Here is a 25320-nt window from a genome sequence, read left to right as displayed (position 1 = left end):
CCTGAGCGTATTTGAATATTCAATAAAACCATTCGACACCACCGTTAAGGACGTTATTTATGCAGGATGATATCTGGGTAATACTCACCGGAGTACCACTGGCGTTGAGCTCAGTCATTGCCATCGCCCTTATTTTCGATCGCTTTGCCTTCATCATCGGCAAACGTGGCTTAGGCAAGACCGCCAATCAAGCCATTTTTGATGCGCTACATAAGCATAAGCTGGCCGACGCCCTCGATATTTTACAACAAGCCAATACTGGCTACCGTTATGTGGTCGCTGAGCTGATTGAACATCGTCACAGTAATAAAGAGGTGCGTGATGAAGCCATTAAGATAATGCTCGTACGCTATTCTAACCAACTGCGCCGCCGTTTATCAGGGCTGACGACCATTGCCTCTTTAGCCCCAATGTTAGGGTTATTAGGCACGATTATCGGCTTGATGCGTTCATTTCGAGATATTGGACTGAGTAAAGGGCCGGTTGAGCCTTCGATAGTTGCCGATGGATTATGGCAAGCGTTGTCGACCACAGCCGTCGGTATGATTATCGCGGTTATCTGTGTGATGTTTCACGCTTTGTTGCGTTCACGTATTCGTCGCCACTTAGCAGAGGCTGCTGATGTATTAAATCACTTCTCCCATTGCATTCAATTGGAAGAGTCGCACCATGATTGATATTAATGAATTAGAGGATGACGAGCCGACCACCAATGATGGTATGACGGCGATGATTGATGTCATTTTTGTTCTCATTGCGTTTATGATGCTGATGATCAACGTCCCAATGACTTCGATGAAAGTGGACCTCCCGAAAGCCTCAGAGCAGCCCGCGGTTCACACTGTTGAGCATACGGTGATTAATATCGCACTATTGGTTGACGATGATCATTGGTACTTAGATGGTCAACCGCTTGCTGATCGCAACACGTTAATACAACAGCTGCGAACAAAAAAAGACGCACAACCCACGGGATTAAGTGTCGTGGTCCATAGCGACCGCAAAGTCCCTATGGAGCGCATTGTTAGGTTATTTTCCGCCATTAAATCTGTCGGCCTTGATGTCACTCACATTGCATTAGACCGACCAGGAAATCGATAAACATATGTTTGCGCCTTCATTACGACTCACTCTTTGTGTCATTGCGTCTAGTATTCTGCACGGCGCTATTTGGATGCTATGGAGTGTGCCAGAGCCACAACAAGTTATGGCTCTAGACAAAGATCATTTTGCCATTAGCGTAGGGATGCAATCAGCGATTGCCGGAGCCGTTGCGCAAGCACAGCAAACACCGCAGAATGCAAACCTGTCTTCAGAAACACCGGCACCTAGGGATACACCACCGGTGAAAAAACAGGTCGTTGCTCAAACAAAACAAGTGGTTTCTAAGACCGCTGACTCTGTCCCGACTAAGCAAAAAACCACACCAAAACCCAAACCAGTCAAGACAGAACCTAAGCGAGAAAAAACACCAATCACCCCGGCCAAGACAGCAGAGTCAACTAAAACTCCGCCTAAAAAGCAACAAGCAAAGCCAGTGCGGAAACGAGCGAAAAAACAACCCCAAGCTGAAAAGGTGGTCAAAAAGCCCGTTAAAAGTACGCCAAAGAAACGACCACAAGAGGCTTCGCAAGCACAAACAGCAGGAAAAGCAGGAAAAAATGGCTCAAGCCAAAATAAGCCACGCGTCCAAGAAACGGGAACCGGTGACCAAGCCGCCAGTGCCAGTAATAGCAATCGGTTTGATTTTGCAGTACGTCAACATTTGCTCAAACATAAAAAGACGCCACGCGTTTTAAATCCTCGTCGGAAACGTGGCACGGTTACACTGCAATTTGTGCTCGATAGACAAGGTCACGTACTTGACTATACCATTAAGAAAAGCGCGCACGTACGCGCCTTTGATAAAGCCGCGCTTCGCCTATTGAAACAAGCAGAGCCCTTCCCTACACCTCCCAGTGACGTACATTGGAAAAATCGTCGTTACCGCATGGATATTGACTATCGCATTCACTAAGCGATATACATAAAAACAGGGAGTGAGCGGCTCCCTGTTTTGTTTTGCACCCTGTTATTTCATCTTAGGTTGTCTTTAAGCAAGACGATGAAAACGGACTAAGACACCAGCTGAATGTGACTCCCCAAACGGGACGCTTGAATATCTAATCTCAGCGCAATTTGTTCTTTAAGTTCACTAACATGCGAAATGATCCCAATGGTTCGCCCGCCTTGCTGTAAATCCACTAAGGTTTGAATGGCCAAATCGAGCGATTCCGGATCAAGGCTGCCAAACCCTTCATCAATAAATAGCGTGTCGAGACGGACACCACCACTGTATGATTGTACAACATCCGAGACACCTAATGCTAACGATAGCGCTGCCATAAATGACTCGCCCCCTGATAACGTCGCCACATCACGCCATTTCCCGGTATAGCCATCTTCTACCATCAAATCTAACCCTGAGCCGGCATTACCTTTCGCTCGTTCTTGTTTACGCTTCAATAAATAGCGGCCACGACTCATGATTTGTAGGCGCTGCGACGCTTGAATCAACACATCATCGAGCAAGACCCCTAGTACAAAGCGGTGTAAGCTGACTTTCGCTCCAGTGCGGCCGTTCGCAATATCACTTAACGTACCATACACCTGATATTTGGCTTCTAACGCTTGATTGCGCGCATACAAGTCCACCAATTTCGCTTTGACTTGACGTAAATTATCCATGCGTGAAGCAAGCTCAGTGACTTGATTAAAGGCAGAAGTGACCTCTGTTTGACAAGCCTCAAGCGTCGCTTCAAGTGGTACAATATCGGGAATGGTGTGCTCGGCAAGCTGAGCCTGCAAGCTTTCTAACTGACCAGTTAATCGGGCTAATTGCTCATCAAATGCGTGAACATCTTGGTTAAGTGCTGTTCGGGTATCATGAGACAAACGCGCCTGCTGGTAGGCAGCCTCATCGGTGAATGGACTTTGTTGCAGTGCTCTTAGCCATGCCTCATGCATTGTCTCAAGCGATTGCTGCCATTGTTCTAGTTGTTTAGCGGCCGACTCGGCAAACGCATTCGCTGCGGCGGCCGCCGAGCGCGCTTGATTTAAACGCTGCTCAGCATTTTGCAGCTGCGTGGTTAACGCTTTCATTTGCTGCTCAACACTTTGCTTACGTGCCAGCACTTTATCAAGTGTATTCCAATCGGGGTGTAACGATGCTTGTAATCGATTCACCTCCGTTTCTAACTGAGTATAATATTGCTGAGCTTTATCTGTTTCATCATGCAATTGCTCGGCTTGCTGTTTATGCTGGGTAAGACGATGCTCTGTTTGACGTATTTGCTCAGCAAAACGTTCAAGATTGATGGCTTCTCGCTCTTGAATCGTGGACTGCAAATCTTGGCGCTGCTGCTGCAACTCATCTAAACTGGCTTGCTGTGCTAAGTCTTCCTGCAATTCACTCAGTTGTTGCTGCACAAAATGCAAATCCGCGCTCGCTTGCTGATACGCAGTCGCTGCCGACAATTCTTGCTGATGACCGCGGCTTTGCTGTTGTCGTGCGCTTTGCACCTGCTCTTTAGTGACAGTGTCACTATTACTTTGCGCAGGATGAGGATGCTCATGGCTACCACACACTGGACAAGCTTGATTGGGTTGTAAACGAGCAGCTAAAATAGCTGCTTGATTCTGATGCCACTTCAATTCAAGCTCATCGGCATAACGAGCTGCCGAGAGGCTCGTTTGTTTTGCCGCGTTATAGTCGTTATTACATGCCTGCATTGCCTGCTGCTTTTCACTACATTGGCGCAATAACTTACTTTCATTCAGTCGTTTATTGATCAACTCGACACACTGTGTCAATGCGAGTTTCTGCCCTTCTAAGCCGGCACGTTGCTGCGCAGCCTGCTCCCATTGCTGACGTTGTTGCACCAATTGCTGCTCAGTATTTGCTATAGCACGTTCGATGTCTTGACGTTTGTGTTGAGTACGCTGCAACGTCTGCTGGGCTTGACTCAATGCCTGTTGCTGCGTTTGGAGTTGCCGAACATTATTTTCCATACTCTGCAAATCATAATGCTCTTGCGTTAACGTGGGCAACGCCGTTTGCTGCGCTTGCACCTCATCGTACTCGGTTTGCGCTTGTGTCAGCGCCTGGGTGGCATCGTTGACGGCTTGCTGAGCGTTCGTCTGCTGCTGCTGACTGTGCACCGTTTGAGTTTGCGCATCTTTATATTGAGAATATGCGACATCCAACTGTGCGGCTTGCTCGGCATTTTTGATCTGTTGACGCTTAGCATCGATACTCGTTTGTTGCGTGTTTAATTGATGTAACGCCTGTTTAAGCGTTGCTAACTGGTTGAACTGTTTAACTAATTGCTGCGCATCAAGCAAAGCTTGTTTGGCATTATCTCGCCGCTGTTGTGACGTTTTGTAGGCTTCTTGACTCTGCGCTAATCGTGGCGTCAATTCAGCGATGGCGTTATCCAGTTCCCCTTCGTTCTCCAGCGCTGCGACATTCAGCGCCCCTTTTATTTGATTATCAAATTCGTCTTTTTCTTTGCGTATCCCCGCGGCCCGTTCAAATAAAGCGCGCTCAATTTGTGTATAAATATGCGTTTGAAAAAGCTGACCAAAAATAGCTTCACGATCTTTAGAGTTGGCAATAAGCAGCTCTCTAAATTTTCCTTGTGGGATCACCATCACCTGACGAAATTGATTGACCTCTAAACCCAGCAGCTCTTCCACGGCTTTGCGCACAGGTGTCGGTTTATTCGCGAGCAGTGTTTGTTCTTCCTCAACACGACGAATTAACGTGGCGCTATGAGTTTTACGTGTAAATCCTTCGCCGCGTTTTTTCGGTACCTGTTGCTCTGGGTAGCGCTCAACTTCATACTGCTTATCCCCCAGAGCGAAGGCAAAACGGACAAACGTCAATAGGTTAGGATCGGCATAGTCACAACGCATTTGATCGCCCGTGCGTTCACTTCCCGTGGTTTCGCCATAAAGGGCGTAACATATGGCATCTAAAATCGAACTTTTACCCGCTCCCGTTGCTCCATTGATCAAAAATAATGGCGCGGCGCCAAAGCGATCAAACTCAATCGTTTGCTGATCGGCAAATGGCCCAAAGGCTTGCAATGTCAGAGAAATAGGACGCATTTATTCGCTGTCTCCTTGCTTTAATTCATGCACGACAGCGGCAATCGCCTCGGCTTGCGCGCTAGTCAGATTGGCTTGCTGCGCTTCATTAAAAAAATCTGCAAACATATCGACTTCACTGCGCTTTAAACGCTGGCTAGTGACCGGTTGGTCGACACCTATTAACATGCCCGGCTTTTCAATATGCAGCACATTCGGATATACCTGACGCAGTTTTTCCATCGGATCTAAAATCGCGTGCTGATCCGTCAATCTCACCAATAAATAATCATTCGGTTGGGGGTCGTGCGCAGCATTGGCAATAATAGTGTGTAGCTCTCCTTCGATAATGCGCATGTCGTGAGGAGACACTAAAGGGATCGATTCACTTCCCGCAAACCCTTGCTTATCAAAACAGACCAATGTCATGCCTTTGTTCTGATGCTGCTCGGAAAAGCTGTATTTCATCAGCGAGCCCGAATAACGAATGTAATCACAGCCTTTTTTCTGTGGCTGATGAAGATGGCCTAACGCCACATAATCAAATGGCATAAAATGTTCATGATTAACCCGATCTGATCCTCCAATTGACAGTGGACGCTCAGAATCTGATTCCATCGCACCATCCACAAAACAGTGACTAATTAATACATGATGTTGATTCGGATTGAAGGTAGCGGTAATTTTTTCGCACAATAACTGGTGCGCTTCATCATGGCTACTGAGCGACACTTGATAAGCGTGACGCACCACTTCAGGATCATGATATGGCATACCGTAAAATGCCACTTCGCCAGCGTCCTCTGACGATAACACGACCGGTTCGAGCATCTGCTCAAAATTGGCAATAATGTGCAAACCCGCATTACGCATATGACGGGCGCCAAATGCTAACCGAGCAGCCCCATCGTGATTGCCTGGAATCATAATCACGGGGACGTTCATATCTTCGCATAAGGTCGTCAATATCTGATCGAGTAATTCAATGGCATTGGCAGGTGGAACTGAACGATCGTAAATATCACCCGCAATGATTAAGGCATCAACGGGGTTATCGGCAATATATTGAACGATTTGATTTAAAATGGCGGCCTGATCATCGAGCAACGATACATTGTGAAATTGACGGCCAAGGTGCCAATCGGAGGTATGCAAAAACTTCATTGATGTCCTGTCGTTATGCGCAAAGAGATGGACTCAGTATACCTAAGTCCTTTCTTAGCTGCGACAGCCATACGAGCAATTTGCCGACAATTTGCTCGTGAGTTAACTCAGCCCCCAACAGGCTCACGCATTAGAGCGCATTTTGAGCTTACGAGGCACAAATTCAATCCCCGGCTGACAACGTTTCGCCGACGCATTAAGCGCCAACTCTAGAGCGCTATCGGCAATTAATTCAAATTGTTGCGGCATCGAATTAATTTTAGTTGGTAAAAAATTTAATAAGCGATTATCACCAAAAGTCGCCAAACGAATACGCTGCATTAAATCTGGATACTCTAACAGCACATCTAAAATCCCTTCTAGCAAGGTATAAGACGTCGCTACCACCGCATCTGGAACACAGCCCGCATCCACCCAACGGGTAAATACCGTACGCGCATCATTACGATGAAAGTGCTCTCCGTACCCTAATAAAGGGACTAATCCATAAGGTTCAATCGCATCTTCAAATCCCAACTGACGTTCTTGCGATACGCTCAATTCTGGCAATGCGCCAATCAAACCGATGCTACGAACACTGTTGTCGAGGACTGAGCGTGTCAATTCTAACGCGGAATTGAAATCTTCACTGATGACACAGGCAAAATACTCATCATCTAAGGGACGGTCAATGGCGATCACTGGTGTCCCCATTGCTTGTAAGTTTTGATAAAAGTGGCTGGCATTGGGCATCGTACTCGCGACAAATAAAGCCTCAATACGCCGACTAATTAACGTGCTCGCGACTTCTTTCTCGGTATCGGGGTTATCATCCGAACACGCAATGAGTATTTGATAACCGGCTTGACGAGAGTTCTGTTCAAGTAATTTTGCCAATTTAGCGTAACTGGTGTTTTCTAAATCTGGAATAATCAAACCAAAAGAACGGCTACTGCCGGCACGCAGTGCGGACGCGGCATGATCAGGTCGATAGTTGTGCTGGGCCACAATATCTAACACTTTTTTTTGCGTTTTTTCACTGATTCGATATTTCTGCGCTTTGCCATTAATGACATAACTCGCCGTTGTTTTCGATACGCCTGCCAACTTGGCGATCTTATCTAAGGTCATAGTTTTGGTCTCGTTTTTGAGCTCTTTTACTGTCAATGTGCGTCGGATCATAGAAATCACGACCTCTTACTTTTTGCAGTTGCATTCCTTGCTGAATCGATTCAGTATAGCATGCTAAAGTGTTCAGCCAAGCCATAATATAATCGACCTATTGAGTTTTATAGACTATTTTTGATTCTGTGAAACACCAACGATTTTTGACAAAAAGTGGTTTCGCTGAATTTTTTGACTGCTTTACTGAACCGATTCAGCTTGTTCAGACACTAAAGCACAAACGAAATACCACAGCAAAGAAATGTGGTGACAACAATGAAGCCGTAAGGCTATATAAAGGGGCAAACATGCTGCAACTTACTACGCAAGATATCAAACTGGGTCAAGCACAGAACGACAAGCTTGACGCGATTCGAGCGATCGCTGCCGACCTAACTGATAATGGTTACGTCGCAGACGGTTATGTAGAAGGAATGTTGAACCGGGAAGGTCAGAATTCCACGTTTCTTGGTAATGGCATCGCTATTCCACATGGAACGACGGACACACGTGACCTTGTTCATAGTACAGGCGTTGCTATCCACCACTTCCCTGCAGGGGTTGATTGGGCAGATGGGAACACCGTTTATGTTGCGATCGGTATCGCCGCTAAATCTGATGAGCACCTCGGCATTTTGAAGCAACTGACCAAAGTTCTTGCTTCAGATGGCGTGGAAGAAAGCTTAAAAGCAGCTAAAACTGAAAAAGATATCATCGCCATTCTCAATGGTGACGTACAATTTGAAGCCGACCTCGATGCTTCGCTTGTACAAGTACAATTTCCAGCCAACGATATCGTCCAATTGAGCGCGGTTGCTGGTGGTCTATTGAAAAACAAAGGCAATGCAAACGCTGACTTCGTTGCTGACCTTGTGACCAAAGCACCAACATCACTTGGCAATGGCCTTTGGTTAGTCAGTAGCAATAAAGGGGTTACCCGTACAGGCCTTTCTTTCGTGTCTACCAATGCAGATTGTCAAATTGATGGGCAAGCAGTTAAAGCATTGATCGCAGTAGCAGGTTGTAACAGTGCACACCAAGGCTTGATGGCGAACATTTCAAGCTTAGTGTTTAAACAGCAACAAGCAGACTTAGTGAGTGCCGATTCGGCGCAAAGCGTTGTCGCACTACTCAATGGCGAAGAAGTTTCCGCCGAGTCAGGAGACGATAATACGCAAATCTTCGTGATTAAAAACGGTCACGGGTTACATGCTCGCCCTGGCGCGATGTTGGTTGCCGAAGCGAAAAAATTCGAATCAACCATCAAAGTAGTCAACCTAGACGGTGATGGCCGCTCGGTAAATGCGAAGAGCTTAATGAAGGTTATCGCATTAGGCGTCAAAAAAGGTCACCAGCTGCAATTTACCGCTGAAGGTGCCGATGCCGCTGAAGCATTAGCCGCTATCGGCGCCGCGATCGAATCTGGCCTAGGCGAGAGTTAAGGAGATCTCATGACGAAAAAAGTAGTCACGATTACGCTAAACCCAGCATTAGACTTGACCGGTAACCTTGATACCGTCAATGTCGGCTCGGTAAGCTTAGTCAAAGACAGCGATCTTCATGCCGCCGGTAAAGGTGTGAATGTAGCTAAAGTACTCAGTGACTTAGGTGCAGATGTAACCGTTACAGGCTTTCTTGGTGCCGATAACCAAGAAATGTTCGCACAGCTGTTTAAAGACATGGGCGCACAAGACGAGTTTGTCCGTATTGCTGGTTCAACGCGTATCAATGTTAAATTGGTTGAAGCCAGCGGGGAAGTCAGCGATATCAACTTCCCTGGGATTCATGTCAATGCACAAGCGATTGCCGCCTTTGAAGAGACATTGATGCGCTTAGCTGAGGATCACGATTTCTTCGTGATGGCTGGCAGCCTGCCTGCCGGGGTTTCTGCAGAGCAATGCGCGCAATGGATTGAGAAACTGCATCAAATGGGCAAAAAAGTTCTGTTTGATAGTAGTCGTGCAGCGTTAGCGCAAGGACTAGATGCGCATCCATGGTTAATTAAACCAAACGATGAAGAACTGGCGCAATTTGTTGGCCGTGAGCTGCATACGCCCGCTGAATGTCGAGTCGCAGCAGAAGAACTCGCTGATAAAGGCATTGAGAATATTGTTGTCTCCATGGGCGCTAATGGCACCATGTGGTTTAACCAAGGCGAATGGTTACACGCACAACCGCCTCGTATGAATGTCGTCAGTACCGTTGGTGCCGGTGATACGCTCGTAGCGGGTATGTGTTGGGGGCATATGCAAGCCATGGAAAAATCAGAGCTGATTTGTTTTGCAACTGCGCTGTCTGCGCTTGCCGTGTCCCAAGTGGGCGTTGGTATAGATGACGCACAAGCATTAAACACCCTACAAGAAAAAATCCAATTAAAACCAGTAAGTGCACTTACTGAATAAGACAAGGTCATCACTATGAATATTGCCATTATTACAGCCTGCCCAAGTGGCGTGGCGAACAGCATCATAGCCGCTGGCTTGCTAGAGCAAGCTGCTCAATCTCTCAACTGGACTGCGAAAGTGGAATGCCAAAGTTCAGTGATTGACGCGACGCCTCTATCACAAGCGGATATTGATGGAGCAGATGTGGTAGTTATTGCTGCCAATACTGACATAGATACATCACGTTTCGTTGGTAAAAAAGTCTATCAAAGCGACATCTCAGCTTGCATGGCTGATGCGGCGGCGTATTTAAAAACCGCCACAGAACAAGCACAAGAGCTGACGCAAGATAACGTGACGACAGCAAGTGCGCCAACAGCGGCTCCAGCAGCGGACGCAACCGGCGCGAAGAAAATTGTCGCGATTACCGCTTGTCCAACGGGTGTTGCACACACCTTTATGGCAGCCGACGCGTTAACCGAAGAAGCAAAACGCCTAGGTCACGAAATCCACGTGGAAACACGCGGCTCGGTTGGTGCGAAAAACCAACTGACTTCAGAGCAAATTTCACAAGCGGATGTGGTTATCATTGCCTGTGATATCGATGTTGCGCTTGACCGTTTCGTCGGCAAAAAAATGTACCGTACCAGCACTGGCGCGGCATTGAAAAAAACCGAGCAAGAAATCAATAACGCATTTGCTACTGCAACGGTTTACCAACAAACTGGTGCGGCTTCTAATGAAGAAAGCAGCCAAACAGAAGAGAAAAAAGGCGTTTACAAACACCTTATGACAGGTGTGTCGCACATGCTGCCAGTTGTGGTAGCCGGTGGTTTATTAATCGCCCTGTCTTTCGTGTTTGGTATCAAAGCGTTTGAACAAGAAGGTACATTGCCTGCCGCATTAATGAATATTGGTGGCGGCGCAGCCTTCAAACTGATGATTCCTGTTTTAGCTGGCTTTATTGCCTTCTCGATTGCGGATCGCCCTGGTCTCGCTCCGGGTCTGATTGGTGGTATGCTCGCAAGTACGCTGGGGGCGGGTTTCCTTGGTGGTATTTTAGCCGGTTTCATTGCAGGTTATTCTGCGAAACTGATTGCTGATAAATTGCCGATTCCAACCTCAATGGAATCATTAAAGCCAATTTTGATTATTCCATTCGTGGCGAGTTTATTTACCGGTTTGGTGATGATTTACGTGGTTGGTACACCAGTTGCGGCAATTATGACTGCAATGACCGACTTCCTTAACACAATGGGTGAAGCAAACGCAGTCGTACTGGGTATTATCCTTGGCGCGATGATGTGTTTCGACTTGGGCGGTCCTGTTAACAAAGCCGCTTACACGTTTGGTGTTGGTCTACTCGCTTCACAACAATACTTACCAATGGCGGCAATCATGGCTGCGGGTATGGTTCCACCACTAGCGATGGGTCTAGCAACATTTGTGGCACGCCGTAAATTTGTTGCAGCAGAACGTGAAGGTGGTAAAGCAGCCTTTGTTCTTGGTTTATGCTTCATCTCTGAAGGTGCGATTCCATTCGCAGCGAAAGATCCAGTGCGTGTGATTCCATCTTGTATGATTGGTGGTGCGATTACTGGTGCGCTTTCTATGTACTTCAACATCAAACTTATGGCGCCACATGGTGGTCTATTTGTACTGTTGATCCCTGGTGCGATTTCACATGCACTGCTATACCTTCTAGCGATTGTGATTGGTACGGTAGTCACTGCGACTATCTACTCAGCAATTAAGCCAGTACCAAAAGTCGAAAGTAACTTACTATAGGCAGTAATCGACAAGAAACAATCGATATTTGTCTAAACGGATGGGATTGTTTCATTCGCTGACGCTAAAAAACCGATGCTACGGCATCGGTTTTTTTATCGCTGGCGGTATGCTAATTGTCTGACCTTTTGCGTTAACACTGTCACTCTTGTTTTTCTATTACTCCCCCTCTGAAATAAAAAAACCACCGGACCGAAAATGATATCCCCTTAGTTACGGAGTCATCGGTTAGGTTAAGTTTAATAAGCGACCGCTATTTAAATCAGACGTCATTAACCTAAATAGCCTGACTTCTCCAGCGAAGAGAGTGGCAAACTCAAATGACGATAAAGACAGTGGATAATACCGAGAGAGGCACGATCAAAAAACTCCAGAACCGATAAAGTCTGGAGTCTACACAAATACCATCAACAGCAGCGATAATGTTTAGATAATGAGGTTTACCGTCAAAAACAACGCTTTTGCTTCAATATCAATGGTTGCCATATAAGAATTAGACAACTCTTTGCTATCATCATTGTTAAACGAGGCTTTTAACGTCGCCATATTATAATAGTCTTGATTCACTAATTGCCCGCCAGAAGGCTCAAACGATTTAGGCTTGCTGGTATCATCAGAGAACACCTGTGCAAGGTCGCTTTTTATTGTTGCTACATCGTAAATAAAAAGCTCACCGACTTCACAGCTTACGTTCAAACAAACTGATTTTTGGTCGTGTACGTTATTGATAGCATCCGTATTTGCCGATGCATTGCTCGCAGATAGAATAAATGATAGACCCAAAAGTAACGGAGCAAATGACGGAGCTTTCATAAGTTTCACCTTAATTATGACGAAATAATGGGAATGATGATTCGCTGTTGGTGTAGATAGTACACAGCTATAATATCACTCAGCCTCCCCATCCCCTATAACACCATCGAGTAGTTTTATGGTGTGGTTGAATATTGTCGCCGGTGAACCTTTGTATCAATAATCGAAGTCTGTTTGTGGATTCACATACGTAGGACGCGTCGAATGTGGCAACGTCGTATTGCATGCGCATAACGCCATACTTGATATATCTGGATCGATGATGCGTTCTATAGACAAAAAAAACCAGCGACAGCGCTGGTTTTTATTAGCTAACCTATTTTAAAATGAAAAACACACTATTCCGTTTTCATCTTTTTATCGTCATCTTTTTTGCCGTCATGCTCTAAGTTTTTACCTTGCACATAAGTACGGCCGACATCGACAACAGCGACATCTTTGAAGAAACTACGACCTAATAGCAATGGATACGATAGATGAGTACGGTCAGCTAATGTGAAGTCGGTTTTTTCTTTCAAATCCCCGATTTCAACCCACATATTCACTACCGCACGGCGCTCACCTTTCTCGGTGTTTGCCTGTTTAATACGTACCCAGCGAGCTACTGGCATGCTCACTTCTTCACTTTTTATCCCATTGTGCTCAACTTTAAATTTGACCCAGTCTTTGCCATCACGCTCAAACGGCGTTACATCGACCGCACTCAAAGAAGACGTGGTAGCCCCTGTATCGACACGACTATCAAGATTTTCTTTTAAACCTGGTAAATGAATCCATTCTTTTGAGCCGAGAATAAGTTTCCCATCACTCAATTTTTTACCTTCTACTTTCGGTCGTACTATTTTCGGCTTACTCACGACTTTTTGTTTAGGTTGTTCGTTCTTAACAACAGAGTCCTTTTCCTTTTTACGCTCTACCACATCCTTTTTCGCACTTGGCGTTGTGGCTTTATCTTTCTCTACAGAGCTTTCTTTTTTCGTTGGCGCATCTGTATCTGGAGATTGCGTTGCTGTGGTCGTACATGCCATTAGCCCGCCGCTCAACATCAGAGGTACTAAGATTTTCCATTGTTGTTTCATTCATTCACCTAATTAGACGGTTAAGACTTAACACACTTTCGTAATCGAATCGGCAACGTAAGGGATGGCGTCTTCTGTAAGCCCAGCAATGTTGATACGACCATCAGTCACACCGTAAATCGCGAACTCTTCCCTTAAGCGTGTCATCTGTTCAGGGGTTAACCCTAACACCGAGAACATGCCCTTGTGTTGCTCGATAAAGTCGAATTGTGAAGTATCCAGTTTATTTCTCAACTCTTTACACAAACTTTGACGAAGGCTTAACAAACGATGCTGCATTTCACTCAGCTCTGTCATCCAGCTTGCCTTGAGTTCATCGTCCTGTAACACAGTCCTGACAAGTGCCGCACCATGGTCTGGCGGCATTGTGTAAGAAGAACGCGCTAAATTCAACAGCTTCCCTTTGGCATTGGCCGCTTCTTGTGAGGTTTTCGCAATCACCATTGCCGCGCCTGTACGCTCTCGATATAAACCGAAGTTTTTAGAGCATGATACAGTTAGCATCATTTCGTCTACGTGATCGGCCATATAGCGAAGTCCTGCACTATCTTGTGCAAAGCTGTCACCAAAACCTAAATAAGCGGCATCCACAAACGGTGTGAAACCTTGCTGCTGTGCTAACGCCGTCACGGCTTGCCAAGTAGCAAAATCCATGTCAGCCCCCGTTGGGTTATGACAGCAGCCATGTAGCAATACGACATCTTTAGGACCCGCTTGCGCTAAATCGGTTAGCAACGCTTCTTTATCGACTGTTTTTGTTTCAGGATTAAAGTAAGCGTAGTACTTCACATCCAACCCTGCTGCTTCCATTATTGGCGCATGGTTAACATAACTCGGATTTGAGAGCCAAATCGTGCTCTCAGGCTGCGCAAATTTAATAAGATCTGCGAACATACGCAAACCGCCACTTGCACCGGGAGTTTGAATTGTTGCCACTCGTGAGTGTGCAGACGTATCCGCCAATACGAGGTCCGTCATACTTTGATTAAAATGTTCACAGCCAGCAATACCCACGTACGCTTTGGTGGTTTGCGCGGCAGTAACACGAGTTTGTGCAGCACTAATCGCCTGCATTATTGGTGTGTGACCTTGGCTATTTTTATACACGCCAATCCCGAGATCCACTTTCTGTGAACGAGTATCCTCTTGATATGCGGCGGATAAAGAAATAATGGTATCGAGTACCGGTGCGGGTAAATGGGAAAACATAGTTGGTCACTGCCTTGTGTTACGGATAATAGACGGTAATTTATCACTGCTTGGACAAAAGCCAAACTGAATTTTCCCTTATTTATTCACCACATGATACTTCATGCTTAAGCTTTCACCACTTATACGTGGTAATTAAACACAGGTAAGGGGGATTTAGCTAATCTGGGTAAGATGCGTGAAACCATTAGCAATAAGCCCAGCTTCTACACATTCAATCACTTTGCGGCCAACACTTAGTTTAATCACCTCTGAGCAGATGGCTTGCTGCTGAATTAAATCATTCATGTGCGCGATTTCATGCTCAAAGCCACCACCACGAGGAGATGTATCAATATGATGAGATTCTCCGCGGTAAGTAATCATAATGCTCTTCGGGTTCCACCACTTCTCGGCAATCGTAATCGTTAACTCTGGGCCGGTTAACGTCGCTATTTTGGATAAATCTCGTGTAATAGATGCGCTAATCTTGCCACTGACCGCACCGGAGAAGTGATAAATCGCCGTTTCATCGACTGAGGAATGGACATTATCTTGAATAAACTCCGTGGTTAATTCACCGAGCGGTTGATCGAGGCATTCACATAAATCAGCATAGAGCCATAATGGATAAAATCCGACATCAAGCGACGCTCCACCACACAAGCTACCATCAAACACACGATTATTAGGATCAAACGGTAGTGCGCCACCAAATGCAGCGTCAATATGCTCAATGACGAGTTGATTATCTTGAATAAACTGGCGTAACGCACGATAAGCTGGAAACGTTAGCGTCTTCATCGCTTCAACTAATAGTACCCCTTTTTGCTTAGCAAGCGATGTCATCTCATCCCAATCAGCGACATTAGTTAATGCCGGCTTTTCGACTAAAACGTGCTTACCATGCTTGAGACAAAGCTCAATCAGCGCTTTATGCGCCGAGTTAATCGTAGCAATGTAGACCACATCAATATTGGCATCTTGCACTAATTCTTGATAAGAAGCGTAACTTACTTGCCCATTGAATTGTTCCACGAACGCCTTCGCTCGCTCTGGGTTTCGTGCCGCAGCGCCGTAAAACATCCCATTAGGGCTGTGCTTAACCAAATCATCAACCAAGCGATGTGCGATTTTACCTACTCCCACGACTCCCCAGCGAACCACTCGTTTATCCATAAATATTCCTTATCTTGTTCTGTTTCTCGTGCAGACATGCTTACGTCTTTATTGAGTCATCGTACAGAGTCACCCTATTGCAAACTGGCGATTCTTTACCCTACCCATTTCTCAATACCGAGCGCTTCCATAATAAATTCGACCGATAACGCCGCGAGTATCATCCCCATAATGCGAGTCAGTAAAGAGGCTCCTCCGTTACCAATAATGCGGATAATACCGCCAGATAAAAGCAACAGCACTAACGTGAGGGCAAGCACCGACAACATAGTAAGAGACGTCACCATCTGTTCTTGAATAGTATAAATATTATTATCGGTAATTAGGATCACCGCTAAAATAGCACCCGGCGATGCAGTCGCTGGAACCGCTAACGGAAAAATCGCAATATCATGCATAGGTTCGCCCGTTGCATCTTTTTTTCCATCTGCAAAGATCATCTGTAAGCCAAATAAAAATAAAATCACACCACCCGCAACCTGAAACGAGATCAAGCTAATCCCCATCGCACCTAACAATAATTGCCCAATAACAATGGCACCAATTAAAATAAGTACGGCATACAGGATCGTTTTATAGGCCGTTTTTCTACGCTCTTGCGCGGTATAACTTGCGGTAAGCCCGGCAAAAAGTGCCATAGTGCCAATGGGATCCACCGTTGCCCATATAATAAGAAAATCATGAATCACTTTGTCTATCACTACCCTTTTATTCCTTCTTTTTCGTCGCGATTGAGTATCGGTATACTGTATCGCTAATCAATAATATTCCCAATCCAGTTTGCCATAATACTACAAAGTTACTGATAAAAGATGACGATATGGTTAGGATTTGTTACTCGGTGTGTATTCCCTCCCCACTCCCAAAATATTAATAATACAGTTATTTTTTTATAAAAAAAGCCAACCCACCTACACACATCCGCCATTTAATTTGAAGCGACATCTTGATTTACGTAGAATCCCAGTATCATCAATCAACGAGTACCTAGGCGTGGCAAAACGAACCCCAGTCATCAAAATTTCTTCCTACGGCATCTATTCTCACTGGGATGAAAAATCCAAAGAACTCCCTAAAGTTCGCGAGTTTACTCAGGTCATCCCTGCGAGTGAAGATGTCGAATTTGGCTTTACTGTCAATATCAAAAAAGCCAAAGGCCAATTGCTCAAGTTTTCTATCCAGCACCCAGGTGTACTCAACAAAAAAGGCCAAGTGCTAGAGCCATTTGATGGCGAAGTGTATGTACGTAGTAACGATTGGAATTTCTACTTGGGGGATACCATTCAACTACAATGCCCGATTAACGGCCTAGAAAGCAACTTAGGAACGTGGCATATGGAAATGGAAATTGCAGGCAAAGTGATTGCCGAGAAAGATTTTAAAGTCGTGGCCAACGATGCCGACCAATTTTGGAAAAAACGGGGATTTTAGGTAAGCTTGGGCGACAAAAGAGAAACAAAAAAAGACACACACTAAATATAGCGTGTGTCCTCATCGACATTTACGTTAAGACTAGACACCTATTGTGCTAATCACACTGTTATCGCACATTAGTGATAGGCATTTTCACAATTGGCGGTGTTGCCTGGCATTGGATCCCAGCCCATTCCATCATTGTAACCTGAGAAAATTTGCTGACGAGAACAGTAATTGTTCACGACTTCTTCTTGCGTTAACTGAGTGGCGTGAGTCGGTAAACGCTCAAGTAAATCGATTTTATTACCGTCCAGATCCATGGTATTAAATTCTCTCCAGCCTTGATAAGGAGTCGCAACTTTTGGCGTTGGCAATACCGCGTTAGCCCAGCCAACGTCGCGAATATGCTCATCCATTTTAGTATTCACAAATACAATATTATCGTAACAACCGTTACAGCCACCACTACGTGCCAGATAGAATTTACGATCAGGAACAGGATGATTTAAAGGCCCTTCACCACGGGTTAATTTGGAGTTTAGAAAAATAAACCCTGGATCATTTTCATTTCTTACACGGGCTTGCAAAATATAACCGCCTCCCGTATATCCACGAGAATCTCCAATCGTTCTAATTTCGCTATTTTCAAACACCGACGCTTTAGGATATCCCCAAATATAATCAACATTCCCCGCCACTAGCGTATTATAAAACCACGTCCATCCTTTGAGGTTTAATGTATCTTGTTCACTAATAAAATTGGCGTTTCTCGCGATAAGACGACCATTATTACTGTTATAGTACAATGCTTCTGCTTGTCCGCCATTACCAATCAACGTTGTATTGATTAACGAAAGGCTCTTTAAGGTTAATAAATCGGAATTTTCAATTAAAAATACCGAACGTCCGGAAGGGCCAATGTTCATTTGCTCATTATTGGTATAACGAATAACCGTGTTATCTTTACTTTCACCTTGAATCGTCAAGTTGTTTTTACTTCTTAAGTAAAGCGGCTCTTCGTAAATACCGTTTTTAATATACACCGTTACAGGATCATTAACGGACACATTTTCCATGACAAAATCGAGAGCCCCTTGTACGGTACGGAAATCAACATCAGCGCCTTGTTTGCCAACGATATATTTTTCCTTATTCACCTCAGGTTCTGTTAAGCGCGTGGTAAAAGACCAACCGCTTTCCTTACCGATCCCTTTAAAGGCTTGACCAGCCAAATTCGCATTTAAGAAACTACTCTCAGGAATAACCACATAATAGCTTTCACCTAAGTCAAGTTTATGAGCATGCAAAGAAATTCGTACCGTTTTACCGTCAATACGAACGGGGTTAGTCTTAATCGTTCGATAAGGGTCTATCCCCAAGGAATCCACTTCATCAGTTAATGATATTTTATCTACTTCTACGTTGTCTCGGCTACGTATAATACGAATCGAACCATGCCCTAGAGTTGGTGGCGAATCAAACACCATTTTTAGTTGAGTATCTTCTGGAACAGGAAAACTATTAGGTTTCGGCGTTAATTGTGTTGTAAAACCATACGTCGCTGTAGATGTTGATAAATTAGACGGTTGCTGCTGAGTGGTATTAATATCGGCGGCATTAACCGTCAAACTTAACCCAGCTCCAAGTAAAGACATTGTATATATAAAAGTCCGTTTTAAATTTTTGTCACGCATATCGTTCATTCCGTTTAGTTAAAAACTCAGTTTAGCTAAGCCTATTATGTTTTCCTACCATATAGAACTAAACTATTAACTTTGTTCCAGAAATGTAAATTTCCCATAAATTAAATTTTTATTATAAACATTCATCATCAACGCATTATCTAATCATGCTTCACGAGTTGCATGAAGAACATTTAATATGCCCAGTTTAAATAAGGCTATTGTTTTCGAATAATATTTAGCCAATGGTAACCTTAGCCCCCATTAACCATAATAATAAAAAGGTTTAATAGTCACCATTGAATAATAAGTATTCAATAAAGAGTCCGTAACATTTGATTACGGACTCTTACCTTGAATTATTGCTGCTTCGCAATCGTCAGATTGTAATCGGCCGTTCCAGAATAAGACGAAATAACCACGTAATAATATCCTTTACCACCTGAATAACTAATGGTTTCTGGTTGTGAGTTATTGTTTCGTGCAGACGCGACTAATGTCCATTGGTTATTGACTAATTGATATAGGAACAGTCCTAAGTCGGTATTAGCTGTCGAGTTTAAGCCTGCAAACACAGTCTGGCCGTTAAATTCAAAGTAGCTGCCGTTGGGTTCAATAATACTCTGGCCTTGGTTAATACTGCCCGTATAAGTACCAATAACCCGATCATCAGTATTATCATTACCACCTTGGCTCGGCGCTTGATTAGGGGAAGAAACAAAGCTTATTGATTGCGCCGGTTGCGAGACTTGACTAATATTTAAACCTGATTTCTGACCACTCCACCATAAAGAGTTCGTCCCTTTAGATGTTAATGCGTTAGGCAGTGTCGCAGTAAATTCACCATATTCTTTGTAAACATCGTTGGCATCTCCCTGATTGACATTATTTTCAGGGTCTCGATTACCATCAGCATGCTCCATTTGAATGTAAGGATGCCATTCGTTGTCTCGATCGCCGTTTTCATCCACATGAAAAATAGCCAACCCTGAACCAGGTTGCTCGCTATTTTGTCCGCTACGATGGATAGCTTCAATATAAAATGATTCGGCCGCGTTGTTAGGATTGCTCCATTTATACGCTTGATTAGCGCCAGATTGACTTATAATTTCACCGGTGGGCGCGTTGGCATTTACAGCAGGGTTGAGTTCTGTCGTCTGCTCCCACCCGACTAGGTCACGTAATGGCGCCACTGGCGGGGTGGGATGATACTTAGAACGATAGCCAACACCGCCATATCCCATAATACCGTAGCTAGCAACAGAGCCTTGCGAACTGCCATCATAATCGTATAAATCAGGCCAATCTGCAATTAAGTGACCCGATTCATGAGCAAACGTACCAATTGATAAGCTTTGAGCAATGTTTGTTATTTGATAACGATCGGTGCACACACCATCGGCACAAAAACGTGGACTCAATCCGCCCATGTGTGGCCATAAGCCTTGTGACCATGCGCCATCACTTTCCCCCGCATACATGAAATTTAAGCCTTTAATTAGGCCATTATTATTAGTCGTCAACGTCGAAAAATCGAAGCCTTGTTGATATTCTAACCAATCAAGCGCTTCGTGGATAAGCTCTTGCGTACGCACGGTGAATGCGACATTTGGGTCGGTATAATAGGCTTTATTATGCTTAGCGGTATAATACGTAGTAACGGTGTTGGTATAATCAAGCTTACCGCCAGAAACAGATTTAAAATAGCCACGAATCGATTGAAAATTACCAAACTCTTTATAATTTAAATCATTTAAAAAGCGATTAATTTGCGAGCGATCAATCGCGCTTTTTTCATCAGGAAAGTTAATCAATACCGTTAGACCTTTAACTTCACCAGATAGCGTACTGTTTTTTTTCTGGACACTTAACGAACTGCGTAAGTAATCATTAGGATCTTTAATTTTTAATAGTGCGTCGCGATTTTTACGAATAATACTTTGCTTGGCTTTATTAGTTAACCCTTTCTGTGGCTGCGTCACTAATTTTGAGGCGCTCAATATCCCCTGTTTTTTTGGCTTTTGTGACGCTAATTCATGTGTCGAAACAAGAGACTTTCCATCACTGGAAACTTTAGCGTACGCCATGCCTTCTAAATCTTTATCATATATAACTAAACGTCCTGCTAACGTCCGTTGCTCAGCATAATAATCGTTACCCTCTAAAACGAGCGTAATAACCTCACCATTTGGCTGCTTATATTCTATATGCTTACCATGGTAAGGGATGGCGGAATACGCACTGCCACTGCTAAAAGAAAGCAACAATAATGTTGCCAGAGTCATTTTTCTCATAGAATCATTCTCTTTAGTTAAAAAAATGATTTGACTAATAATTTAATCAAATCATATTGAGCAGAGTATTCTATCTAAAATCATTTGATAATCTATGATGATGTTTTAGCACGAATTAAATTTGTGACTTTACATCAATAAATAATTAATATTTGAGTAAATAATAAAATTTTAAGCGTTTTCCCTAATTGATGGCTTTGATACATTAAAAAATAACATGCGCCTTGACGAAAAATACAAACAACCCATCGATGTTTAAAGGCTCAGTACTCACGGTTACTCTTGAGTACCGACTCGTTGATCGCCACTACCACGCCAAAATAAACCAAATCGTCAAACCTACGAGAGTAAAATCGAAAAATACGTTCGCTTCCCTCTTAAATCATGCGCTTTTTATCGTTAGAATGACCATAGTTTGACATTCCCCCATGTACTTTATACGAGAACAAGCGAGCATCTACATGAAAATATTGATAAATTTCATCCGCAACTTACTAGGCTATCTGATCATCGCGGTTGATCTCATTACCCGTGGCACGAAAAAAAAGCGCGCTCCAGAAAAGCAAAAAGCAATTAATCAAGAGCTGACCAAGTTCTCTTTATATCAATTTTCGGCGTGTCCGTTTTGTACTAAAACTCGTCGAGCCATGTATAAACTCAATTTACCGATTGAAAAACGTAATGCCTCAGTAGGCTCCAAGCATCGCCAAGAGTTACTGGAAGGAGGCGGCAGAATCAAAGTGCCATGCCTACGTATTGAAGAAAATGGCCAAGTTGAATGGATGTATGAATCATCTGAAATCATCAGCTACCTCGAAAACCGCTTTGCTTAAGCATCGTTGAGCTCTCCCCTATGTAATAGCGTCTGATAACAGATGCTATTTTTTTAGACAGTAATCACTTGTAGACAGTAATAAAAGGGCACATTGATAACGGTGGCGCTGCACAGTGCGCTTTATCATACGCTCAGTGATTCACTGATTACCTAATGAAAAAAGACCAGCATTAGCTGGTCTTTTCAAAATGTAACTCGGTTCGTTCTTTACTTAGTATAAAGTGGCAATTCGGTTTTCAGTCCTTTGACTAAACTAAAACACATTAACAATAATACAAAGGTAAATGGCAGAGCCGTCGTCACCACGCCAGATTGCAACGCTTGCAGCGCTTCTGTACCGCCAACCCACAACATCATAGCAGCAATCGCACCTTCGACAGACGCCCAGAAAATACGCTGAGGTATTGGCGCATCAATTTTACCGCCGGCCGTGATGCTATCGATAACAAGCGAGCCTGAATCTGACGATGTAATAAAGAAAATCAAAATCAGAACAATCGAAATGACCGAAATAATGTGCCCAAATGGCAGTTGATCATATACTTGGAACAAGGTGACAGAAATATCGGTCAATCCATTCGTACCTAGATCGCCAATCTTATTAGCGACTTGATCCAAGGCGATACCGCCAAAGATACCCATCCAAATAATCGTCATCAGGGTCGGAACAAACACGACTGAAAATAAGAACTCACGAACCGTACGGCCTTTAGACACACGCGCAATGAACATCCCTACAAATGGCGACCATGAAATCCACCATGCCCAGTAGAACACTGTCCAACCGTGCATCCATGTTTCATCTTCTCGTCCATGCGGATTACTCAATGGAATAATGTTTTCAATATAAGCCATGAACGTGGCAGGCACAGATTCAACCGCAATATCAAAGCTGACAATAGTAATAAAAACGAGGAGTAAAAAAGCGAAGACCATATTGATATTACTCAATAACTTGACGCCCCCATCTATCCCACGGATAACCGAAATGATCGCAATCAGCGTAACAAAGACAATCACCGCCATTTGCATACCAAAATCACCGTCGGTACCAAACACATAATTAATGCCACTTGTCGCTTGCTGAGCGCCTAATCCCAACGACGTTGCCAAACCAAATAACGTAGCCAGTACCGCCATAATATCAATAATATGACCTAGCCATCCCCAAGCTCTATCACCAAAAATAGGATAGAAAACCGAGCGAATAGACAGTGGTAGACCTTTATTGAATGCAAAAAAAGATAACGCAAGAGCAACAATCGCGTAGATCGCCCAGCCATGGATACCCCAGTGAAATATTGTTGCCCCCATCGCGAGCGATTTTGCTTCTGGCGTTAGCGGCGTCACATTAAGAGGTGTTCCCCACCAGTCGGTATAATAAGCCGTCGGTTCTGCGACGCCCCAAAATAGCAGGCCAATCCCCATCCCAGCTGCAAACAGCATAGAAAGCCAAGAGCCACGAGAGTGATCCGCGACCGCCTCTTTACCCCCAATACGAATTTTACCTAGTGGAGATAACATGACGACGAAAGTAAAGACTACGAAGAAATTTGCAGACCACATAAATAGCCCATCAAACTGTTCAATAATCCCGTTTTTAACCGAGTTCAACGCCTCTTTAGCGACGTTTGGATCAATAAAAAGTAGTGACCCGAGAAAAAGTAAAATAAGCCCTGCGCTGATACCAAAGACCGGGTTGTGTACGTCAAAACCCCATTTTTGTACGTTGTCCTGCCCCACCTGATAATCGGTTGTTTCTATACTGTATTTCTTAAACGAAGCTTCATCCATGGTATTGCCTCAATAATGAGTTCTCTGTGCTTTTTAAAAACGGAAAAGCAAAAAATCCGTAAATTTCACAAAAATTGATTAGTGCTCTAATCGATTTTTTTAGATAGTACCAGTATAGTTAACTAATTTGCAACAAATTATAGGTAGAAACACACTAATTAAGGTCAAATATTTAATCGTGTACGTATGTTATCAGTACGTTTTACATGGATTGAATTCGGTGACGTTTTGCAAAAAGACAACAGGTTGCGCGTTGCCAAATAGCGCAACACCAACCGCTATTGCAGTAATCAGTTACCAAGGATATTAAATAGAAGCACGCTCGTTTAAGAAACAAAGCAATAAAAAAGACGCCTTTTGGCGTCGTTATATAAGTTGAACTTCAAACAGTACCCAGTAAACCGAGATTAAAATAGTTTGCTTAAGACTTCCCCGGGAGAACACTTTTCACCTCTCAAACCTAACAAAATAGCATTGATAACCCAACCGATGCTTACCAAAACCGAGCAAGAGAAAATGGTCGAGCCTATTAATACCCAAAAACCACTTGTCGCGTATTGTAAAATTTCTAACATTATCTATCTCCTTTATAATCATGTTAATAAATTAATTGACAACTCTTCGATTACATTTATATATAACGCCCGCTCAAGTGAGGAGCAACTCATCCGGTGTTCCCGTATCCTCATAATTGATACACGTTCGTTATAAATCCGTTTTTACATAAATTAAAGTATCGTCTAACTCACCGGATGGTAAGCGACGAGCATTAGCTAACCGAGCTTCAAATTGATAGCCACAAGGTGTTGCAACCGCCTGACTTTTTGAGTTAGAGCTGGCCATTTTAATCTCGACTCTCTTAGCACTTTGCTCTAAAAAAGCATATCGCTCTACCAATTTTACCGCGCTGGTAATATACCCTTTACCCACTTGATTGGTGCTTAACCAATAACCAATTTCGTAATAAGGAACGGCTATGTCTCGAATAAGAAAACCTACCGCACCAATAAATTCCTCAGTATTTATCTCAACAATATTAAACCAAAATTCATCGGAGAATTTTTCAAAATTGTTGGCAGCCCATTGTATATTACCTTTCAAGTCATCTTTTGAGAGTAATGACGTAGCCCACGGTAAAAACGTTGATAATTCTGATTTGCTTGCGTTAATCGCTTTAAACATTGAATCCGTATAATGCAACGAAGGTGGAACCAATTTTATTCTTTCATCTTGCATTTATATATCGCATTTAACTAGGTTTATAAAGTCCGATAACATATTCGACCACAAAGTGTAGACCGAAGCGGGCCGAAAAGGAGCAAAAACACAACAGCTATTGGCTTAGCCACTCCACTCACTAGTTAAGCTTTTGCTATCTAAACAATATTAGTCGAACTTTACTAGACTTGCGTAACGTAAATTTCGATAAAA

At 43.8% G+C, this 25320-nt stretch carries 20 protein-coding genes; 8 read left to right on the top strand and 12 right to left on the bottom strand.

The features are described from left to right. Positions 1 to 59 precede the first annotated feature (59 nt). Genes OCU30_RS14595 through OCU30_RS14585 form a run of 3 tightly spaced genes read left to right on the top strand, consistent with a single transcriptional unit; the run spans position 60 to position 2017 of the window. On the top strand, positions 60 to 677 hold the full coding sequence (locus tag OCU30_RS14595) for a MotA/TolQ/ExbB proton channel family protein (RefSeq protein ID WP_077314329.1): 618 nt from the start codon (positions 60 to 62) through the stop codon (positions 675 to 677). After that, positions 670 to 1101 carry an ExbD/TolR family protein gene (locus OCU30_RS14590; protein WP_077314330.1) on the top strand — a complete coding sequence of 144 codons (432 nt, stop codon included), beginning with the start codon at positions 670 to 672 and terminating at the stop codon, positions 1099 to 1101. Before OCU30_RS14595 ends, OCU30_RS14590 begins: the two co-directional genes overlap by 8 nt. Positions 1102 to 1105: 4 nt before the next feature. Next, entirely contained in the window at positions 1106 to 2017 is a 912-nt protein-coding gene (locus tag OCU30_RS14585; protein WP_077314331.1) for a TonB family protein, read from the top strand. A 98-nt stretch (positions 2018 to 2115) separates the two neighbouring features. Here OCU30_RS14585 and OCU30_RS14580 read toward each other — a convergent pair whose 3' ends face one another. From OCU30_RS14580 to cra, 3 genes are all read right to left on the bottom strand, one after another. Then, positions 2116 to 5151 carry an AAA family ATPase gene (locus OCU30_RS14580; protein WP_077314332.1) on the bottom strand — a complete coding sequence of 1012 codons (3036 nt, stop codon included), beginning with the start codon at positions 5149 to 5151 and terminating at the stop codon, positions 2116 to 2118. Beyond that, positions 5152 to 6294, bottom strand: coding sequence for an exonuclease SbcCD subunit D (locus tag OCU30_RS14575; RefSeq protein ID WP_077314333.1), 1143 nt, complete (start codon positions 6292 to 6294; stop codon positions 5152 to 5154). A 123-nt stretch (positions 6295 to 6417) separates the two neighbouring features. Then, the gene (cra, locus tag OCU30_RS14570; protein ID WP_077315076.1) at positions 6418 to 7404 is read right to left on the bottom strand and encodes a catabolite repressor/activator; all 987 of its coding nucleotides are present in this window, start codon (positions 7402 to 7404) and stop codon (positions 6418 to 6420) included. 341 nt (positions 7405 to 7745) lie between these two features. On the opposite strand from cra, the gene fruB reads away from it, so the two are divergent. The 3 genes from fruB to OCU30_RS14555 are packed head-to-tail and all read left to right on the top strand — an operon-like array spanning position 7746 to position 11609. Further along, positions 7746 to 8879 carry a fused PTS fructose transporter subunit IIA/HPr protein gene (fruB, locus tag OCU30_RS14565; RefSeq protein WP_077314334.1) on the top strand — a complete coding sequence of 378 codons (1134 nt, stop codon included), beginning with the start codon at positions 7746 to 7748 and terminating at the stop codon, positions 8877 to 8879. 9 nt (positions 8880 to 8888) lie between these two features. Next, positions 8889 to 9839, top strand: a complete 951-nt coding sequence (gene pfkB, locus OCU30_RS14560; protein ID WP_077314335.1) for a 1-phosphofructokinase — start codon at positions 8889 to 8891, stop codon at positions 9837 to 9839. 15 nt (positions 9840 to 9854) lie between these two features. Next, positions 9855 to 11609, top strand: coding sequence for a PTS fructose-like transporter subunit IIB (locus OCU30_RS14555; protein ID WP_077314336.1), 1755 nt, complete (start codon positions 9855 to 9857; stop codon positions 11607 to 11609). Between the two features lie 426 nt (positions 11610 to 12035). Here OCU30_RS14555 and OCU30_RS14550 read toward each other — a convergent pair whose 3' ends face one another. The 5 genes from OCU30_RS14550 to OCU30_RS14530 form a co-directional block, all read right to left on the bottom strand. Next, a complete protein-coding gene (locus tag OCU30_RS14550) occupies positions 12036 to 12422 on the bottom strand; it encodes a hypothetical protein (RefSeq protein ID WP_077314337.1) in 387 nt (128 codons plus the stop codon). Positions 12423 to 12760: 338 nt separating this feature from the next. Then, positions 12761 to 13501, bottom strand: coding sequence for an ATP-dependent zinc protease family protein (locus tag OCU30_RS14545; RefSeq protein ID WP_077314338.1), 741 nt, complete (start codon positions 13499 to 13501; stop codon positions 12761 to 12763). A gap of 27 nt (positions 13502 to 13528) precedes the next feature. Further along, positions 13529 to 14710, bottom strand: coding sequence for an amino acid aminotransferase (locus tag OCU30_RS14540; RefSeq protein ID WP_077314339.1), 1182 nt, complete (start codon positions 14708 to 14710; stop codon positions 13529 to 13531). Between the two features lie 156 nt (positions 14711 to 14866). Continuing rightward, positions 14867 to 15868: a Gfo/Idh/MocA family protein gene (locus OCU30_RS14535; protein WP_077314340.1), complete on the bottom strand. Its 1002-nt coding sequence runs from the start codon at positions 15866 to 15868 to the stop codon at positions 14867 to 14869. Between the two features lie 95 nt (positions 15869 to 15963). Beyond that, entirely contained in the window at positions 15964 to 16569 is a 606-nt protein-coding gene (locus OCU30_RS14530; RefSeq protein ID WP_077314341.1) for a MarC family protein, read from the bottom strand. 292 nt (positions 16570 to 16861) lie between these two features. Here OCU30_RS14530 and OCU30_RS14525 point away from each other — a divergent pair, with 292 nt between their 5' ends. After that, positions 16862 to 17299 (top strand): DUF3859 domain-containing protein, encoded by a 438-nt coding sequence (locus tag OCU30_RS14525; protein WP_077314342.1) that lies wholly within the window; start codon positions 16862 to 16864, stop codon positions 17297 to 17299. A 119-nt stretch (positions 17300 to 17418) separates the two neighbouring features. Here the strand turns inward: OCU30_RS14525 and OCU30_RS14520 are convergent, their stop codons facing one another. Continuing rightward, positions 17419 to 18978 (bottom strand): pectinesterase family protein, encoded by a 1560-nt coding sequence (locus tag OCU30_RS14520; protein ID WP_261821316.1) that lies wholly within the window; start codon positions 18976 to 18978, stop codon positions 17419 to 17421. Positions 18979 to 19325: 347 nt separating this feature from the next. Then, a complete protein-coding gene (locus OCU30_RS14515; protein ID WP_077314344.1) occupies positions 19326 to 21260 on the bottom strand; it encodes a M6 family metalloprotease domain-containing protein in 1935 nt (644 codons plus the stop codon). 461 nt (positions 21261 to 21721) lie between these two features. On the opposite strand from OCU30_RS14515, the gene OCU30_RS14510 reads away from it, so the two are divergent. Continuing rightward, positions 21722 to 22093: a glutathione S-transferase N-terminal domain-containing protein gene (locus tag OCU30_RS14510; RefSeq protein ID WP_077314345.1), complete on the top strand. Its 372-nt coding sequence runs from the start codon at positions 21722 to 21724 to the stop codon at positions 22091 to 22093. Between the two features lie 209 nt (positions 22094 to 22302). Here the strand turns inward: OCU30_RS14510 and OCU30_RS14505 are convergent, their stop codons facing one another. After that, entirely contained in the window at positions 22303 to 23889 is a 1587-nt protein-coding gene (locus OCU30_RS14505; RefSeq protein WP_077314346.1) for a BCCT family transporter, read from the bottom strand. A 705-nt stretch (positions 23890 to 24594) separates the two neighbouring features. Further along, complete coding sequence (locus OCU30_RS14500; RefSeq protein ID WP_077314347.1) at positions 24595 to 25125, bottom strand: GNAT family N-acetyltransferase; 531 nt, start codon at positions 25123 to 25125, stop codon at positions 24595 to 24597. Positions 25126 to 25320 lie beyond the last annotated feature (195 nt).

This window comes from Vibrio palustris (genome assembly GCF_024346995.1).
Classification (GTDB): domain Bacteria; phylum Pseudomonadota; class Gammaproteobacteria; order Enterobacterales; family Vibrionaceae; genus Vibrio; species Vibrio palustris.
Note: the sequence above shows the minus strand (reverse complement) of the source record. Positions and strands in the feature narration are given on the sequence as shown.